The 17,869-nt window shown below is 43.8% G+C and carries 11 protein-coding genes; all 11 read right to left on the bottom strand.

Annotation, left to right across the window (positions count from 1 at the left end; genetic code table 11):
* Positions 1-4: 4 nt before the first annotated feature.
* Positions 5-940 (bottom strand): efflux RND transporter periplasmic adaptor subunit, encoded by a 936-nt coding sequence (locus tag J7I42_RS21435; RefSeq protein WP_209140918.1) that lies wholly within the window; start codon positions 938-940, stop codon positions 5-7.
* A complete protein-coding gene (locus tag J7I42_RS21430; RefSeq protein ID WP_209140917.1) occupies positions 928-2,208 on the bottom strand; it encodes a TolC family protein in 1,281 nt (426 codons plus the stop codon). Before J7I42_RS21430 ends, J7I42_RS21435 begins: the two co-directional genes overlap by 13 nt.
* Before the next feature lie 256 nt (positions 2,209-2,464).
* Positions 2,465-4,525 (bottom strand): RagB/SusD family nutrient uptake outer membrane protein, encoded by a 2,061-nt coding sequence (locus tag J7I42_RS21425; protein ID WP_209140916.1) that lies wholly within the window; start codon positions 4,523-4,525, stop codon positions 2,465-2,467.
* 27 nt (positions 4,526-4,552) lie between these two features.
* A complete protein-coding gene (locus J7I42_RS21420; RefSeq protein ID WP_209140915.1) occupies positions 4,553-8,116 on the bottom strand; it encodes a TonB-dependent receptor in 3,564 nt (1,187 codons plus the stop codon).
* Positions 8,117-8,364: 248 nt separating this feature from the next.
* Complete coding sequence (locus J7I42_RS21415; RefSeq protein WP_209140914.1) at positions 8,365-9,675, bottom strand: FecR family protein; 1,311 nt, start codon at positions 9,673-9,675, stop codon at positions 8,365-8,367.
* Positions 9,676-9,775: 100 nt separating this feature from the next.
* Positions 9,776-10,372, bottom strand: a complete 597-nt coding sequence (locus J7I42_RS21410; protein ID WP_209140913.1) for an RNA polymerase sigma factor — start codon at positions 10,370-10,372, stop codon at positions 9,776-9,778.
* Between the two features lie 124 nt (positions 10,373-10,496).
* Entirely contained in the window at positions 10,497-11,846 is a 1,350-nt protein-coding gene (locus J7I42_RS21405) for a hypothetical protein (protein WP_209140912.1), read from the bottom strand.
* A 44-nt stretch (positions 11,847-11,890) separates the two neighbouring features.
* Complete coding sequence (locus J7I42_RS21400) at positions 11,891-12,481, bottom strand: YceI family protein (protein ID WP_209140911.1); 591 nt, start codon at positions 12,479-12,481, stop codon at positions 11,891-11,893.
* 171 nt (positions 12,482-12,652) lie between these two features.
* Entirely contained in the window at positions 12,653-13,945 is a 1,293-nt protein-coding gene (locus tag J7I42_RS21395; RefSeq protein WP_209140910.1) for a nucleoside hydrolase-like domain-containing protein, read from the bottom strand.
* Between the two features lie 103 nt (positions 13,946-14,048).
* Positions 14,049-15,200 carry a ScyD/ScyE family protein gene (locus J7I42_RS21390; protein WP_209140909.1) on the bottom strand — a complete coding sequence of 384 codons (1,152 nt, stop codon included), beginning with the start codon at positions 15,198-15,200 and terminating at the stop codon, positions 14,049-14,051.
* Between the two features lie 197 nt (positions 15,201-15,397).
* A complete protein-coding gene (locus J7I42_RS21385) occupies positions 15,398-17,869 on the bottom strand; it encodes a YfhO family protein (protein ID WP_209140908.1) in 2,472 nt (823 codons plus the stop codon).

Here is a 17,869-nt window from a genome sequence, read left to right as displayed (position 1 = left end):
GATTTTATGGCTTTACAATTTTAATCGTGGCAGTATCGGCCAGCCCATAATTACCGGTAAGTACAAACTGATCGGTTGCCGTAAACGCCGGGGCAAGAATTTCTACCTGACCATTGGTCTCCAATCCCTTTTTAACCGGCACCTTAATTGCCCTGGTACTGTCCATTACTTTCATTACCCAAAACTCAGTTTGGGTCTCATTAGCAAGCACTGCCTGCCGGGGGAGGAACACCGCATTGGCTTTGGCCGTTTTTTCAATAGCTACTCTGGCAACCAGGTTAACCGGCAATTTACTGGTAGGCACTTTTATATAAATATTCTGCGTTTGGGCTGCCGAGTCCACCACAGCAGTGATGTCAGTAATTGTTCCCGCCAGGTTTTGTCCATCGGGCAATTGTAACCGCACTTCTTTCTTCCCAAGTACATAAGGCCGTAATTCATAAGGCAGGTTTAATACAAACACAAAACTGTTTACATCATTAATTACCGCCAACTGCTCCCCATCCTGTACATAATCGCCCATTTGATGGTCTACTTCGGTAATATGGCCGGTTATAGCGGCTCTGATCGTAATAAGACCAGAAAACTTAAAGGAAGAATCAAGCGAATTGATGGCATTGCCAATACTTTGGGCCTCCTTTGTTTTAAGTACGAATAATACCTCTCCCTTACCGGCGGTCCTTCCTACCACCGCCTTCACCGTGGCCAGGTAGCCGTTAGCGCTCGCTTTTACAATGCTTTTTTGCAAAAAAGTGGAAGTAGCATTCATGGTAATGGTATCAGCCATGGGCCCATTTTGTACAGGTATTATTGTTACGGGTGTTACTACTTGTTGTTCTTCTTCATTATCATCGGGGTCAGCGTGACCACAGCTAACAAGCAACATCACCGCCAAATAAAACAATCCTGTTTTGATCATATCTGTCTTTACCTGTTCCAATAATTAATCTGGTTTATCAATTTCAGTCGATCGATATAATTCTGGGTTACCAGGTTGCGTGCATTGAAATAATTGCTAAGGGCCAGAATAAAATCGGGCACCCGAATATCGCCGGTGCCTAATAATTTTTCACTCACTCTTATCAGGGTATCGGTATAGCGTATTTGCTGGTTGATATTATTGATAAGCTTTTCGGTAGATCGCAACTGCTGTATTAACTGGAATAATTGCTGTTGCCGCTGGTTCACAAAAAAATCCCTTTGCGCCTGTCTGGTTTGTTCGGCCAGGTTTAGTTTTTGGTATTGTAATTTTCTTTGATGCCCATCATAAATGGGAACTGTAAGGGAAACGCCAATGCTGGTGCCCCAGTTTTTATAGGGCATATAGGCCAGTGAGGAATTATAACCTGCATCGGCAAAGGAATTGATCTTTGGTTTATAGTTCAGATCAACCAGCGCCCTGTCATTCCTTATTTTTAAGCTATCCAGCAGGTATTGCCGGAAAAAAGCGGAGGTCGTATATTCAGGTAAAGTGTGTAGCGATAATTGCGGATCTTCCATTTGCAGGGGAACAAGTGTATCCTGTATGCCTGCGAGGTAACTCAGGGCAGCATAATCACTTGCATATTGTATTTCCAATTGGGCCGTTGTCAATAATTGCCGTTGTCGGGTAACGGTAAATGCCAGGTAATCAGCCTGTTTAAATACGTTACTTTGGGTAAGTTTTTTCAGGAGGGTATCTTCACGGGCCAGCAGATCGTTTATTTCCCGGTTGTACTGCAATTGAAGCCAGTCGCCAAACGTATTAATATATTGATCAGTAACACTTCTTTTGATATCCTGTTCAGTTAGCCGGACATTGTTTGCCGCAGATTGTGCCTGTATTTGAAAACCAGCAATTTGAGTATGTACGTTCTTACGGCTTATAAATGCCTTGTTCACCGCGACTACTGTTGACACCTGGGCTTTGTTCGTAATGACCTCATCGTACCCATACCCATTGATAACAGGCGCGTACATATTATTGCTATTAGCGTTTACCTGCGGTCTTAAAATGGCTCGTACCAATTGACTATCAATGGAAAAAGACAATACCTGGTTTTGAAGGTCTTTGATCAGGGGACTGTTTTTGAGGGCATTATCCAGGTAATAAGCAAGGTTACTTTGTTGTGCCAGGGCATTTGTCACAACCATAAGGAACAACAACAGGAATCCGGTTTGAAGTACGCATACCTTCCTCCAGCTGTTATACTTACCTATTTTAAACATTCATTTACCCGCTTTTAGGTCATGTCCTTAAAATTATATGCCCAATCTGGTAAAATATTGAAGCCGTTCTGAGAGTGGTGAGTGGTGGGTGGGCTCGCGATATTCTGACTAATAACTATTTTACTCGTCAAAATCTTCAGTCTTCTGCCTTTTCATGTCTCTCGACTGCCGATAAAAAAAGGATCACTATCAAGTGACCCTTTTTTTTTCCGACATCCACTAATTGGATCCATCGGAGCTGTATGTCTGCTTAAAACTAATATCCATTATTTCCGAACTGATCGGCATTGTTGATCTGGTTAAGGAAGGTAAATGGAATGGGACGAAGATAATGTTTGGATGCATTGAAGTTTGCGGCAGCTCTTTTGTTGTAAGTCTGCAGGCGGCTTTCAAATGCTTTATTGCGTTTCAACAGGGGCCAGCGATTAAACTCGCCACACAATTCACGGGCGTATTCATCAAATACATCGTTCATAGTGGCTGTTGTTAACTGCATACCGGTACCCACGTTGTAATCTGCCTGATTGCGGCAGGCGCGTTTACGCAATACATTCAGATAATTGGCGGCAGCCGCTCCATCACCACTTGTATGCATAGTGGCTTCTGCAGCGATCAAATATACTTCTGCCATCCGCATGATCATAATATTGCCCAGCTTTCTTTGAAAATCGCCACCTAACCAACTGCCATCGAAGTTAAAATTGAACTTCTGCATGGCTGGGAACAGGGTAGCCAAACTACTTGTGGGGAACCCATTACCCGCTGCATTGGCTTTATACGTGCTGCCTGTAGGATCAGACTTATCGAACAGATCATCAATATTTACCGTAACATAGGCGCGTTCGGCTTTGTCTGCAGGGGTAAGCGGGTCTTTACTCAAATAAGCAAAGAAGCGGTTCTCATCCTGCGTCAATGGATAAGGATGTACATTGGCATTGGCGACATCCGTCAAATTTCCAGCGGTTGTACCTGTAATGGCGCCTTTGTTCCAGACCTGCGGAATATATTGCCAGCTGGCATTTTTGGAAGCATTTCTAGCATCAACGTCTATATAAGGATAGATCTTCTTGCCTATATGCTTTGGGTCGATACCATACTTTGTACACATGGCCTGGTTAATAGTAACAGTAGCGTCGGTGTATTTTACGTTGGCCGGACCTGGAGCACCGCTTCCCAGGCTGGAAATTGCCCGAACACCTGAATAGTTGGTAAATGCCGTTTGAAAGGTATTCTCCCAGCGTTTATCATAGGTTGCATTAAAGCAATTGATCAGATATTTAGTAGGCGCAATGAACGCCTGGTTCAACCGCCCGTAGTAGGCATTGGAAGAATTGGAATTTACGCTCCTTTTGAAAACATCGCTGGTACCGAATGCATCATCAAATTTGGGATAAAAATGCAGGTACAAATTGGGCTTTGCATTCGCGGTAGAAACATCGTAGGATGCACTATACGGGTTAAGCCCATACGCGGTAAATAAAACTTCCTGGTTATTCCGGTTGTTGGTTGCTGCAAACACTTTGGAAAAATCATCATACATGGCAGCACCGTAGGTGCCCATGCCATTGATCAGGCTGTCGGCACATTCCTTCGCCCGCACCCAATATGATTTACCGCCTTCACTTAATCCTTCTCCTGCGCCCTGGGCATATACCCGGGCCAGTAAGCCTAATGCCGCTTTTTTGGTTACCCGTTGCGGATTATTATCCATAGGCGTTACAGGCAGATCATTAAATGCATCCCTTAAGTCGGCAATGATCTGTGTATAAATTTCAGGCACACTATTACGGGTAGGGCTTAGATTTTTTGTAGGCTCGTCAGTCAGTACCAATGGAAGTTCGCCGAACTGGGTTACCAGTACCGAATAATAATAGGCCCGCAGCAATTTGGCCTCTGCTACCAGGGTATTGATATCGGAAGCTTTGCCATCTATTAATTGAGGGGCCAGTTGAATGGTCTTATTACAATCCTTGACAGAACCCCAGGCATAGGTAAAAATATTGTTCACCAAATTGAAACTGACGGTCAGGTCCTGGTAAGCAATCACCTCTTTATAGCTGGTGCTATTGGAAGGGAACGTCCACAAATCGGTACCCACTTCAGAACAGATGCCATAAGGCATACCTATAGTCGTTCCCCAAAGCCCGGTATAACAGTTCGACTGGTACGCCTTCCAGCCATCATATTTGCTGAGCACATCCTGTTCCGATAAAGTCACCGGGTTGTATTCATCCAGTTTACACGAGGTAACGGAAAGTGTTATGGTCAAACCAAACAGGGATTTATATAATAGATTCTTTATACGCTTAATTTTCATATAACGCTGTTTTTAATCATTCGGCAATTAAAATGTCATATTCAGGCCCACTACAATCTGTTTCGTCAATGGATATTCGAGCGATCCATTCATTTCGGGATCATACTGTTTTAACAGTTTGCTCTTTGTAACAACCAAAGGATTGGTAATAGTGCCATATAGCCGGAATTTTTCGAGCGATAGCTTTTTTACAAGATCCCTTGGCATATTGTAACCAAGCGTGATATTTTTGATCTTAAAGAAAGAACCATCCACAAAGTTCAAACCGGAAAAGCCGGTAAGAGAGGAAGACGTTTCCTGGTAATTCATTACCGGGAAGTCGTTCGATGGGTTGGTGGGTGTCCAGTAGTTAAAATACTTAGGAATTGTTCTGGAAGGGCTTGCGTTGGTTGCAAATCCATTTGGCTGATACCAACCCAGCATATTATAACTGATCGTTTGCCCCCATCTGAAATAAGAGTAAACGCTCAACTCCCAATTCTTGTAGCTGAATGAATTCTGGAACCCAAGTGACCAGTTGGGAGAATTATGGCCCACGATCTGGTAATCGGTGGAGCTAACAGCATAGGTATTTTTGGCAGCAGTGAGCGCAGAATTAAACTTCTGAGCGGCTGACAGATCAGTATAATAGTAGTTGATGGTACCATCTGTTGCTGTTTTTGTATATACCCCTTCTGCCAGGCGGGTCATGCCGGGAACATTTACTTTCAGATCGCCGGGGCGTTTGCCGAACGCGGCCGCATCTTTTTCCTCACCGAGCTGCCAAACACCATCCAACTTATAATTCCGGTAAGAATTTACTGGTTGACCAATAGTAAGTGAGTACTGGTTATTATCACCGTTGGCAATATTATTAGCAACTCCGCCTGTTAATTTCAGGATCTCTTCTTTGTTATAAGAAAACGCGACCGCTGAATTCCAGTTAAAATCTTTGGTAACTATATTACGGGTGTTCAATGCCAGCTCTATACCCTTGTTCTGCGTTTCGCATACATTGAGGTTAGTCTTATATTGTGCACTGGCGGTGTACTGTCCGTAAATGATAGGTGCAGTAACCCCATAGATAACTCCTTTGGTCCTGGTATTATAAACATCCAACGACATATCAATCCGGTTGTTAAGGAATGCCGCATCCAAACCAATATTTGTATTGTACGATTTTTCCCATCTCAACAAGGGGTTGGTGAGGAATTGGGAGTTCCGGTATGTAGGTACACCAACTCCCCCCAGCGACATATTGATCGATTCCAGGTTGGCCACAGAGCTATACGGTTCAATTTTTGCCGTACCGGTAACGCCCCAGCCTACGCGGAGTTTCAGGCTATTCAACCAGTTCTTGGTACCATCCATGAACGACTCGTCAGAAATGCGCCAGCCGGCTGAAACTGCCGGGAAGTTATCCCACAGGTTGTCTTTATACAAAACAGAAGCCCCGTCGCGACGTATACTTGCCGAAAACAGGTATTTCCCTAAATAAGAATAGTTGATACGCCCAATAAATCCAAGCGTTTTCGACATGGCGTATTCAGAGGTAGATGAAGAGGTTGAATCACCGGTAAATTTGTACCATTTGAAATTGTTCGAAACTACATTGCTTTGGAACATTTTGGTTTTTGTATTCTGGTTATCGTACCAGGAGGTAATGCCGGTTACTGTAAAGGCGTGATCGTGCGCCACTTTGAAGTTATAGGTCAGGATGTTTTCCCATTGGTAACCAAGGGTACGGTCCTGATCGATCTCAGCCTTAGGAACACCGGCGCTGCTGCCGTATGTATAATTTACAGACCCCTTACCATCGAATTTATAGGTATTACTGAAAGTAACGTAGCTACTCAAACGGCTTAAAAAGCTCAACCCTTTTAATGGCCTGATCTCGATGTATGGATTTACATACAACTTCAGGTTGTTATCAACATTGGCATATACCCCAGGCTGCTGATTCAGCAACAGGTTATATACGTTATTACCCAAATTGGTATTCAGCGTTCCATCGTCATTGTAGGGTCTTACCAGCGGATCGGTCACCAGTGCATTCTCCAGTTTGTCCTGTGCTTTATCCCTGTCTACATACGAAGCCGTCAGGTTGGCGCCTATGGAAATAAAGTTCCGCACTTTATGATCTAAACGCATGGTCGTTGTAAAGAGCTTATAATCGTCGCCTACATATTGTCCCTTTTCGTTGGTATAGTTGAAAGAGATATAGCCTTTTGTTTTTTCGTTACCCCCAGAAACACCGAGGCTGTAGTTTTGCGTGTGTGCACTTTTTTGCAGGAACAGGTCGGCCCAATCGGCAAACTGTCCTTGCTGGTACAGGGCATATCGTTGGGTACCAAAGATCTTCTCATCATCTGCGGGTGATTGCCAAGTGGCGCCGGTTGTTGTCCACTGGCTGTTTGCAGCATCCCACACATAACTGTATGCATCGCGTTTGGTTTGCAGATAATCTTCACCGGTGCGCATCTTTGGAGTAACCGACCAGCCATTATTACCATAATAAGCATTGAAATCAATGGCTAATTTTCCAGACTTACCGCTTTTTGTAGTAATGATAATTACGCCGTTTGAACCGGCCGAACCATACACCGCAGTGGAAGACGCATCTTTCAATACTTCAATAGATTCAATATCGTATGGGTTTATAGTAGAATAATCGCCAGGCAAACCATTGATGATGAACAAGGGCGTACCGCTGGCATTGAATGATCTGTTACCACGCAGTTGAATGTTAAGAGCGGCACCAGGCTGGCCCGATGGGCGGGTTATATCCAAACCGGCCACTCTGCCCTGCAGCGACTCCATGGGATTGGGGCCAGGGCGGGCGGTGATCTCTTCTGGTTTTACTGAGACTACGGCACCGGTAAGATCTCTCCGTTTAGCAGTACCATAACCAATCACTACCACTTCTTCCAGTTTGGCATCAATTGGTTTTAATGCGATCTGAATGTTTGTATTTTTCCCAATGGCAACTTCCTGTTGCAGGTAGCCCACAATGGAAAAAACAAGCACATCGCCGGCATCAGCCTCGAGCTTGAAATCGCCCGACGCATTTGTCGTTGTGCCCACTTTGCCTTTTCCTTTAATTACTACCGACACATCGGTCAGCGGATTTCCTTTTGCATCTACCACCGTTCCGGTAATAGGAATGCGCACCGTTGCAGGCTCATCAAGAATTATCAATGGCACTTTACGGGACAGCACTATTGTTTTTCCCTTGATGGAATATTCCAGGGGTTGATCTTTCAGAATGATATCCAGTACCTCCTTCAATGGAAGGTTATTGGCTGAAATCGTAACTGTTTTCGATTCATCCAGATCACGCTTGTTGTTGAATATAACATAGCCGGTCTGCTTTTCAATAGCAGTAAAAACCTGTTTTAATGGCAGGTCTTTACCGGAGAGTGTAATGTTTTGTGCATTTCCTTCAGCATGGGCCGAGAAAACAGCAATGGCAATAAAGAAGATAGTCAATTTCATCGCGCGAAGCAATCTTTTGGTGATGGTCCCGTTGAACCCTCCCCTACAATCAGGCAATCGATTAGCCAGGTAATGCCAGGGCATAGAAATTCCGGAACCAATTGATTTTTTTTGCATAAGTTGCAAACGTTTGGTTGTTAAAAAATGGAGATTTGAGGCTTTCGTTTTGGGCAACTAAACACTCTTCCGGAAGTGGTAACGACACTTCCGGTTTTGATTTATATACCCTTTGGTTGTTATGTAATTTGTGATTTTTGCATTGCAATCGTTTTGTTTAGGCAGTAATATCTTTTCTTATTAAGTACTTTTCCGTAGCCGGATAAAGTAAACGTTTACATTCTTTTGACAAGCAAATCCTTTGTCTCTTAAGACTGGATCAGCAATTTCCTTCCTTCCAACCGGCACTTCACCCCAATCTTTTCTAAGATCGTCACTAACTCATTTAAGGTTACATCTTTACTGATCTTCCCGTTCAATTCAATATCAGTTGGGATACCTTTTTCATACACCACTTCAATATCGTACCAGCGCTCGAGTTGAGACATAGCATCATTGAAGGCTATATTATTGAAATCGAACACACCATTTTTCCAGGCCATCACATTATCAATATCGGTATTGCTAACTACTGTTAATTCAGGTTGTGTGTTTGCCTTTTTCGCAGCAGCATCTTTTGCCTCCGTAACTACCTGCATCTGTTGTTGACCGATCAATATTTGTGCCTGCTGACCAGGCTTTAGGACCAGTTTTTTTGCAGGTTCAACCCGGCCTTTTCTTCCAGTTGATACAGTGCGTTGATCAGGTGATAACGTAATGGCAATAGAGCCTTCCAGTAAAGTAGTATTGATCACCGGTTCATTAGCATATGCTTTTACATTGAAGTGTGTTCCCAGCACTTCTATTTCAGCCTTGTTGTTGACGTTTACTTTAAAGGGCATTTTTAACCCAGCGTTGAGCCGTACAGTGGCTACTTCAAAATACACTTCACCTGTTACCGTAACCTTGCGCTCATTGCCGGTGAATGTGGTGGGATATCGTAATGAACTGCCGCTATTGAGCCAGGCATTGGTACCGTCGGGCAGTATTACATGAAATTCACGCGCTTTGGGAGTAGACATCACATTATATACCGCGTTGTTCCCTTTGCCTTCGTAAATGAGTGTACCATTGACAATTTTGGCCGTAGTACCGCCTTGCATGGCTACAATGCCATTCTGTAAACTATCTAATAATACCTGTGACCCATCGGCCAGGGTTAAAATGGCCCCCTCTTTACCGGGTAATATTTTATACGGACCAGCAACCAGTTGTGAAGAGGTCCTTTTTGTAAATAGGTAAGTAGCAACACCAACGGAGATCAAGAGCATGATGGAAGCGGCAACCCACCACCGGCGGACCGGGAGGCGTCTTACTTTTGCCTGTTGTAAATTTTGCTGACGCCAGCTTTCTTTTATTTCAAGGAAGGCGCGTTGCCAGTATTCATAATTGTAGGGTTCAATATGCTGGGAGGGAACAGTAACTTCCTGCGCCAAAAAATTATCAGCTTCGGCGATCAGTTCTCCGCTCTGGTCGGCATTGATGATCGCTGCTATCCGGGAATAATCATCCCCGGTGGCATTACCAGCCCTGGCTTTTTGCAGTAGGTCAAGCAGTTCGTTTTTAAGAAAATTACCCATGTCCATTATTGAATTATGAGGAAAAAAGAGGATCACATTCCCTCGCCTATATTAATGTACAATGGGAAAAGAAAACATACCTATCGTTTTCAAAAAAAATTTAACTAATTGCTAAAATGAGCAGAAGAGGCAGTAGAATACCATGCTGGGCCAGGTACTCCTTTACAAATTTTACGGAGCGAACTAGTGAGTTACGAACGGTTTGTACAGAAATATGCAGTTGATCTGCTACCTCAGCCGCCTTTAACCCCGTTTCACGGCTTAATTGAAAAATTCTCCGGGCCTGATCGGGCAACAAGGAAGTTGCTTCGCGGATCAATCGGGCAGTTTCGTTCAGCGCAACAGTATGTTCCAGGTTTTCTTCCCCTTCCGTAGGGTTGCGTTGTTTGAATTCGTTGTATTTGCGGTTACGATCGTATTGGCGGGCCAGCCAGCTATAAGAGCGGTTATAAGCTATTTTAAAGATCCAGTTCTGCGGCACTTCCACTTCGTCAAGTGATTCGCGATCAATCCATAAATAAAGAAAGACCTCCTGAATAATATCTTTTGTGACCCCTTCCGTTCTGGTCACTTTCATGATGAGGGTATGTAACCTGGGAACATAACTATGAAACAACGTATTAAATGCTTCTTCGTCACCCTGTGCTACGCGGGAGAAAAGCTCCTTTTCGATATTTACCTGGTTATTATCCAACACTTTATCCCTATGCCGGGTGTAAACTTACTTTAATTTTAGGATACAAGGTACGCTCTTTGCCAAATAAAAGGCCACCGGATGACCGGTGGCTTTTTACAAATGTACATTTTACATTAATAATTAATTAGAATCCCACAACAGCTTCAATTACATATCCTTTGAATTGGCCGGAACTGCGGTAGTCAACAGCAGGGAAGTCACGGTATTTCTGGATCACATACTCACCTTTCAGCAACACATTGTTGGTAACGAACCAGCCGGCAGCTGCTGCCACACGGTCTACACTAATATTATCTGCAAAACCGGCCAACCGGCCTGATACTTTATTATACCTTGCGCCTGCGAACAGGTTTTCATGGCAACCGAAACGATACACTACATCACCGGCAAATTGCTGCATGCGTCTGATCGATGTTTCGGTTTTTGACCGGCCCTGTGCATTTTCATAGGTACCGAACAACTCAAGCCCCTGCACTTTGAAAAATCCGTTTATCATAAAGGCATCTACTTTCTTTGTAAACCCGGGATTTAATCTGCCTGAGAATGCAATGGCAGTTGACGCCGGCAGGTTGGCGCCTGTGGGCGCATTTTCCATTACGTTTTGATAATTGCTACCGGTGCGGTCGCCACCATATAAGGTCAAACCACTGGCGGCAGAACTGCTGTTATGATAAAGACTGCCTGATAACCGAACGCGCATGGCCTCCCCTATTTTTTTATCAATGCCTCCTTTAACGATCAGGGATGGCGCCCGTTTGGTATTGTCATCAACCGGTGATTTCACCGCTGAATCAACATTGCCTTTGATCATCCCATTGGTAAGCGCTAACACCCCAAATAATCCATTCTTTTGCACAATCACTTCACCTCCGATCTCTGTGGCATAGCCATCCATGATGTAACTTTCCATAAATGGATTATACAGTGTTTGCCCTCCATCTGAACGGCGGAAGTGTGCATCGCCATAATTCACTTCCATATGACCCACTTTAATGGTAGTCACTTTCATTATGTCGTCCCAGATCTTTCCTTTGAAAGGAAGTTTATCAAACTGGATATACCCGCCTTTAACCCAGGCTTCATTGTGGTGCCGGCTCGAAAGATAGGTGGTTACATTCAACCGGATACCATCGGCCAGTTGCACATCAAGATTTAAGTTGGCCATAGCGGTCATAAAACCGGGGGCCAATGGATACAGCCTGTTTGACGATTCATAATTAGCAGCCTCTTTATTTTCATGTTTCAGGCCCTGGAACTGTTGCGTAAATCCTGCGCCCAGTCTTATTCGCATACCATCGTATGGAGTAGCATTTTCTTTTGTAGTTTCAAATACATTGATACCGGTTTTATCGTACGGACGCCAGTAAGCAGGGCGGCCATAGGAGAACTTTTCATCCTGTGCCCACATGGTAAGTGGCAGGGCAAATAACAACACCATTACTATAATTGTGTTATTTAAATACATACGTCTCATAATAGTATATTTTAATGATCTTGGTGAGTAGGTGAACAATGCAGTTATATGGATCTTAAAAGCAGGTCAAATTTTACGGTTACCAGTTCCCCGGTCTTGATAGCGCCCATCATCAGGGAGGGTGGTTCCACGTTATAATCGGTCATCTTTATTTTATATGAGCCGGTGTAACTAATGCTTTTATCAGCATTCATGGTGCCATTGGCCGTCAAAACCACGTCTTTGGTAACCCCCGAAATGGTGAGCCGTCCTCTGGCTGTCAACAGGTACCCTGCTGCACCATTCTGTTTTACACTTACAGAAGAAGCGGTAAAACTGATACTGTTGTATTTTTCGGTATTGAGTGCCTTGTAGGTATTTTTATCCATCCCTTTGTGCTCGCTCTTTAGGCTTTCCGCAGGTACCGTAAAGTTAATATACGACACCCCATTTAGGGTACCCGACTGGGTAATATCGAACAGACTGGAACAATATCCTTTATCCGACTTCATATCCCAGTCATGGATATTGGAAGTTCCTTCAATAGTTAGTTTTACACCGCCTACCGACTGGTATTTTGTTTGTGCATGAGCAATTGATGAGGTGAACGCCAAAAAAAGAGAGAGTAGAAATAGCGTAGTGCGTGAAGTTTTCATTGTAGTGAATTTTGTGTGTGATGAATTCCACAACAAAACTATTTCACCTAACGGGCCGGGCCTATGACCCTGGACCCTGCAGAAGATGATAAACGTCAGGCTGACAGATGATCTACTACCTCAAACCGGATTGCCTATATATATAAAGCACTAATGCGGGTGTTTTATCACTCACTCTTTAACCATTCCCAGCGCTTTGCCCAGTCCAGCAGCACTTCCTTCCGCCATTTCTTTATTGTAATCCCCCCCCTGAATATTGCCATCATATAGTTGCGGGTCGTTACGATCGGTATACCAATGTGGTCCTAAGGGGTAATCTGTTTTACCCCGTATACCCGGCCATTCATTATTCACTACAAACTGTCCGGCCTGCTCCTTGAATCCGGGCACAGCAGCCGTTACCGTATAGGAGATCTTTTCTGCCTGTTTGGGTGCATATCTTACTACATAGTCACCATCCCCCCTGTAGTACCCGGCCCATTTTTGTTCGCCGATACCAGCTTTAACGATTAACATAAAACAGGCTGAGTCGGGAGGAATATTAGCTTTGGGTCCTTTAAAATGGAATTCCAGCAGGGAACATACAGTCACGGTATCTGTCAATGTAGTGTTGCGGTTAAAAACCTGGCGTGGGCTGTGATCGAATGGCTCAAAACTGCCGCCCCAACTTTCCTTCATCGGGTCGTTCGGATCGCCATCCATCATGTATAACAGCGAAGGCGTATCACCCATCTTCACATTTCCGCCATAGTAATTTTTGAAATCCTTTCCCATGTTGCCGGCGCCTGACATATACCGGTCATAATAATCAGTGGTATTTACACTGTCGGGCATGCCTTTGTTTGAAAAGAACCCATAGTAAGAGGAATTATCCTCTATAAACCACAGGTCAGAAAAATTAGCCACTATGTATGCATAGCTGTTGGCGCTCCATTTTTTATTAGGCCCGCCTATCCAGTATACTTTTATTTTTTTCCTGATATCTGGTGCATCATGTAAGGCCTGGGCCAGATCATTGAGCCCACCCCATACCAGTACCCACAACGGTTGATCGCTTTTCTTTCTGGCACAGGTTACTATCCACCTGGAACCTTCGGTAGCCTTTGTATAACCCGCAAATGGCGCTGCGCCCTGTTTCCCCTGTTTACAAATAGCCCGCAATGCCTCGGGGGAAGGAAAGCCACTGGCATGCTTCTCCAGTTTGGGCAGGTCTTTTTCGTATAAGGCGATCATCTCGAGCAGGTTTTGCTTCGTACCGTGACCATAAGAAGGAGAAGAAATTAGGCCTTCTGTATTAAACAGATTGCTGTACATCAGAAAATGGATCATTGACTGATTATCGTCGGGATCTGTACCGCCAATATCGGTACTGATAAGAATACGGGGTTTTACAGGCACGGGGCGCTGCGCCGTTACTACCAGCGAACAAAATAAAATACAGGAGAGACCAATCAGTTTTTTCACATGGAAGAATTAAAAAACGATCAATACAGGTAAAGATAAGCGATATAAAATAAAAAGACTGTCCGCCAACTGGCAGACAGTCCTCTATCAAGGTTCCTGGGTATTACCTGATCAGATCATTCCAATAATTTTTTTGATCTCTTTTACAGTCAATCTTGATCTTAAGTATTTCTCCACCACCCTTTGCCGTTGGGCCAAAACCCCAATTGGAAACGTACAAATTACCATCAGGGCCATACTCTATTGCAGTAGGCAGGTTCAAACCGGTAACCAATTTGCGCCGTTCTCCCGAGGGATCAATTCGTACAATGGTACCGGTGCCGGGTGTAGGTTCTGCATTACCAGTAGTATTTTCAAGTACATACATACCACCTGATTTGTCGAATGCAATACCAAGAATTGTACTAAAGCCTTTTTCAACTATACTGATCTTGCCTTCAGGTGTTATTTTGTAAATATTACTCTTACCCGTGATAGGAAACTCACCCAGATTGCCTACATAAAAATTACCCTTATACCAGGCAAGAGCGGTTGGCACTATATGTCCCTGGCTGGCAGAGATATCGATCACTCGCCTGATAACTCCGTCACCGTTGATGCGAACGATCTCGCCGTGATTGGGCTCTACTGCATACAGGTTGCCATCTACCGACACCATCCCATACCAGGTACCATCTGGCTCAAAATCGTCTTCTTCGGGTTTCGCCACGGGATGGCTCATTTGCCACTCACTGAGATTGGCAAAAATATCCCACGACTTATCGCCATGCACCTTTACAATACCATTGGGAATACCTTTAACGCCATGCGAACAACCCGCACCGGCCAATACCCCAAACAGTTTCTTACCAATAAACGCTACATCCCCGACCCCACTAACCAGGCTACCTGACGCTTCCGATGTTTGACTGGATGGTAATTTGTCGGCTACAGTGGTGATCATACCGCGCATGTCTACTTTTAAAATGCGGGCGCCAGTGCAACTACCCCTGTACGGTCCTACGGGCGGTATCACCTGGGTACATTTTCCAGTAGTGGAATCGGTTCCACCAATACCGCCTTCTGCCACATACAGATTGCCATCGGGCCCAAAGGTAAGACCACGCGGATTGTTCAAACCTGAAGCAAATACCGAAACGTAAGCCACCATGTCCTTCTGGTCACATTCGCAAAACTTATCCATGTCCTTATGACACGATACAAAAGAAAGAACAATAAGAGCATAACCTGACAATAAAAATCCTCTTTTTGCCATAAACGCCTCCTTTATGTTTAAGTGAAGAAAGCAGCGTTATCAGCCTTCAGGAAGGACACAATGATTTTCAGGGGAAGGAAATTATTGTCTTATCAGCTACAAATATTCCGCCAATTGCTATATAAAGAAAATGACTGTCATCACTGACAGTCATTTTCTCTTCTGTATCTTAAGCTAATTCGTAGAAGCCGTTTTAATTACTGATCAAGGTTAGGCTTTTTCAAATAATTGCGCACTGATAAACCAATGGTGGCCACCACTAATAACATCGCTATGATCCCCGCCACCTTCGCAATATTGCGGCCATTATAATAAGCGGCCGGACGAAACTCAAATTTGATCTGATGCTGACCGGCAGGTACTAACAAACCTCGCAGCACATAATTTGATCTGATTATGGGCGCTTCTTTATTATCGATGTATGCCTTCCAGCCTCTATCGTAAAAGACCTCACTAAATACGGCAAACCGAGGTGTGGCTGCATTTGACTCATACGTTATGTCATCATTTTTATTCTCTATTAACTTTATAACATCGGAACTGTTTTTCGATGAAGTGTAACTCAACAACTCTTTATCCTTTGTAAAAACAATGGCTGTTCCTTTGGGATCCAACGTGCTTAAACCATTCATAACGGCTTCCGGCGTACTTTCAAACCGAAGGGAATCAACAAACCAAACCGGGCCTAATGCATTCGCATTCATTCGTACTACATCTTTTCCTGTAGAGTCTCGCTCAATAATATATTTTGTGTTCAACATATTAATAGCTGCAGTACAGTTAGGATAGTTATATAACTGGCGTGCAATAAGGTCCTGGTAAATACTGAGCTTGGCAGGATGATACCCGCCAATTGACCGGTGAAAATAGGCGCTCAGCGCGCTTGCATTATAAGCACTTCCCACGCCATCTCGGTTATCAAAGATCCGGTAATACCCCTTATCCTGCAAGACCTGCTGATCTGCCGGCGAAGGCGTAAAATAAGATTGCTGATATTCTGCTTCATCCTGGTAATTACCAGCATTGAGGTATTTCACATTGATGGCCATAACATCAATAAAAGCGGCAATGCCAATGCAGGCAAACGCTACAGGCGCTTTTATCTTCTCCTTTATATATAAGAATATCAACAAAGCAGCGCCTGTAATAAATAAAAACGAACGCAGGAGGCTTTCCCCAAACAGCCCCTTTCTATCCTCTTTCAATGCGTTTACAAAACTGGTTATAAACCCGCTTCCCGGTCCCGTAACCTGGCTTACAAGCTGTTTATCTTGCGGCAAAGTATAATCGGCATTGAAATAAAAAACCAACAGCGCAATAAATAAACTACCAGTGATCACTAAACTCGTTTTATACTTTTCCCACAACTCCTGTTTATTTTTTACTTCAACAATTCTTTGCAAGGCCAATACAGCCATCAAACAAAAGAGAAGGGTTGGAATAACAATGATCATACTCGGGGCGCGGAACTTATTATAGAAAGGTAAATGGTTCAATAAAAAACCATTGAACGCTGCAAAATAACCGCCCCAACTCATTACAATGGCCAATGCACTGGCAATGAGGATCCATACTTTATCTCTATTATTCAATAAAACAAAACCCAACAAGGCCAGAAAGCAAATGATGGCACCCACATAAGGCGGGCCTGAAGTTCCGCCAATACCACCCCAATAAAACTGCAAATAACCTTGTAATTGCTGCCCTAATCCCTGCGGCATTTGCCTTAACTCCGCTATGGCTTTTGACTGCTCTTCGTCCACCTCCAAACCAGTACTGCCGCCATACATTTTTGGCACCAGCATTACAAATGGTTCAGACCTATACATACTATAATCAAACGCATAATCCTTACTCAATCCTTCCTGGGTAGTATTTTTATTTACCAGCTCTGATCCGCCGCGGATACTGGTCTTTGAGGCTTCAAAAGAAGTAAAAAGAGAAATGGCATTGCTTAAAGTACCCAGGACCCCGCATAATATAGCTATACTGGTGGCTATGAACAGGTGTCGGAAATCACGCTGCCTGATCCAGCTTACCGCATAGACAATCGTCATAATTGCCGCAATTAACAACAGGTAATAAATGATCTGTACGTGATTGATCCCAACCAGGATGGCAGTGATCACGACGGTGAAGGCGGCCCCCCAGAGGTACTTCTTATTATATATAAGTACCAGTGAAGCAAGAAACGCAGGCATCAGGGCAATGGACTGCATTTTTGTATCGTGGCCTACAGAAATAATTATGGGATTGTATGTAGCATAAGCATAGGCCAGTCCTCCTATTATTCCTAAATAAGAATTGACCCGAAAAACCTGGGTAAGAAAATAAAAACATATACTGGCCAGAAAAAAGAAACTGATTGGCTTGGGCAGAAATAAAGTAAACAAATTATAGAACCAGCTCGGTGTAATTATTACATCTGAATCCAGAGCAATTTGATAGGCTGGCATGCCGCTGAATAGGTTATTTGTCCATAAAGGGAAATGCCCGTATTTCTCTTTATACTCAAAAGAACCCTGGGCCATTCCTTTCCAATGGATAACATCAGATTGTTGTAATACCTGGTGTTCTAAAACCGGTTTGCAATAAACAATGGCAACAATTAAAAAAACAGCGATCGCAATTACGTGAGGAAGTACGTTCGATAAAAAGCGATTTTTCAT

The sequence above is a fragment of the Niastella soli genome (assembly GCF_017742245.1).
Lineage (GTDB): Bacteria > Bacteroidota > Bacteroidia > Chitinophagales > Chitinophagaceae > Niastella > Niastella soli.
The sequence above is the reverse complement of the archived record's forward strand: the minus strand, read 5'-3'. Positions and strand labels throughout refer to the sequence as shown.

Bases quoted from the DNA above. Each gene is read 5' to 3' on its own strand.
- J7I42_RS21430 (WP_209140917.1), bottom strand. From the start codon at position 2,208: ATGTTTAAAATAGGTAAGTATAACAGCTGGAGGAAGGTATGCGTACTT.
- J7I42_RS21425 (WP_209140916.1), bottom strand. From the start codon at position 4,525: ATGAAAATTAAGCGTATAAAGAATCTATTATATAAATCCCTGTTTGGT.
- J7I42_RS21420 (WP_209140915.1), bottom strand. From the start codon at position 8,116: ATGCAAAAAAAATCAATTGGTTCCGGAATTTCTATGCCCTGGCATTAC.
- J7I42_RS21415 (WP_209140914.1), bottom strand. From the start codon at position 9,675: ATGGGTAATTTTCTTAAAAACGAACTGCTTGACCTACTGCAAAAAGCC.
- J7I42_RS21405 (WP_209140912.1), bottom strand. From the start codon at position 11,846: ATGAGACGTATGTATTTAAATAACACAATTATAGTAATGGTGTTGTTA.
- J7I42_RS21400 (WP_209140911.1), bottom strand. From the start codon at position 12,481: ATGAAAACTTCACGCACTACGCTATTTCTACTCTCTCTTTTTTTGGCG.
- J7I42_RS21390 (WP_209140909.1), bottom strand. From the start codon at position 15,200: ATGGCAAAAAGAGGATTTTTATTGTCAGGTTATGCTCTTATTGTTCTT.
- J7I42_RS21385 (WP_209140908.1), bottom strand. From the start codon at position 17,869: ATGAAAAATCGCTTTTTATCGAACGTACTTCCTCACGTAATTGCGATC.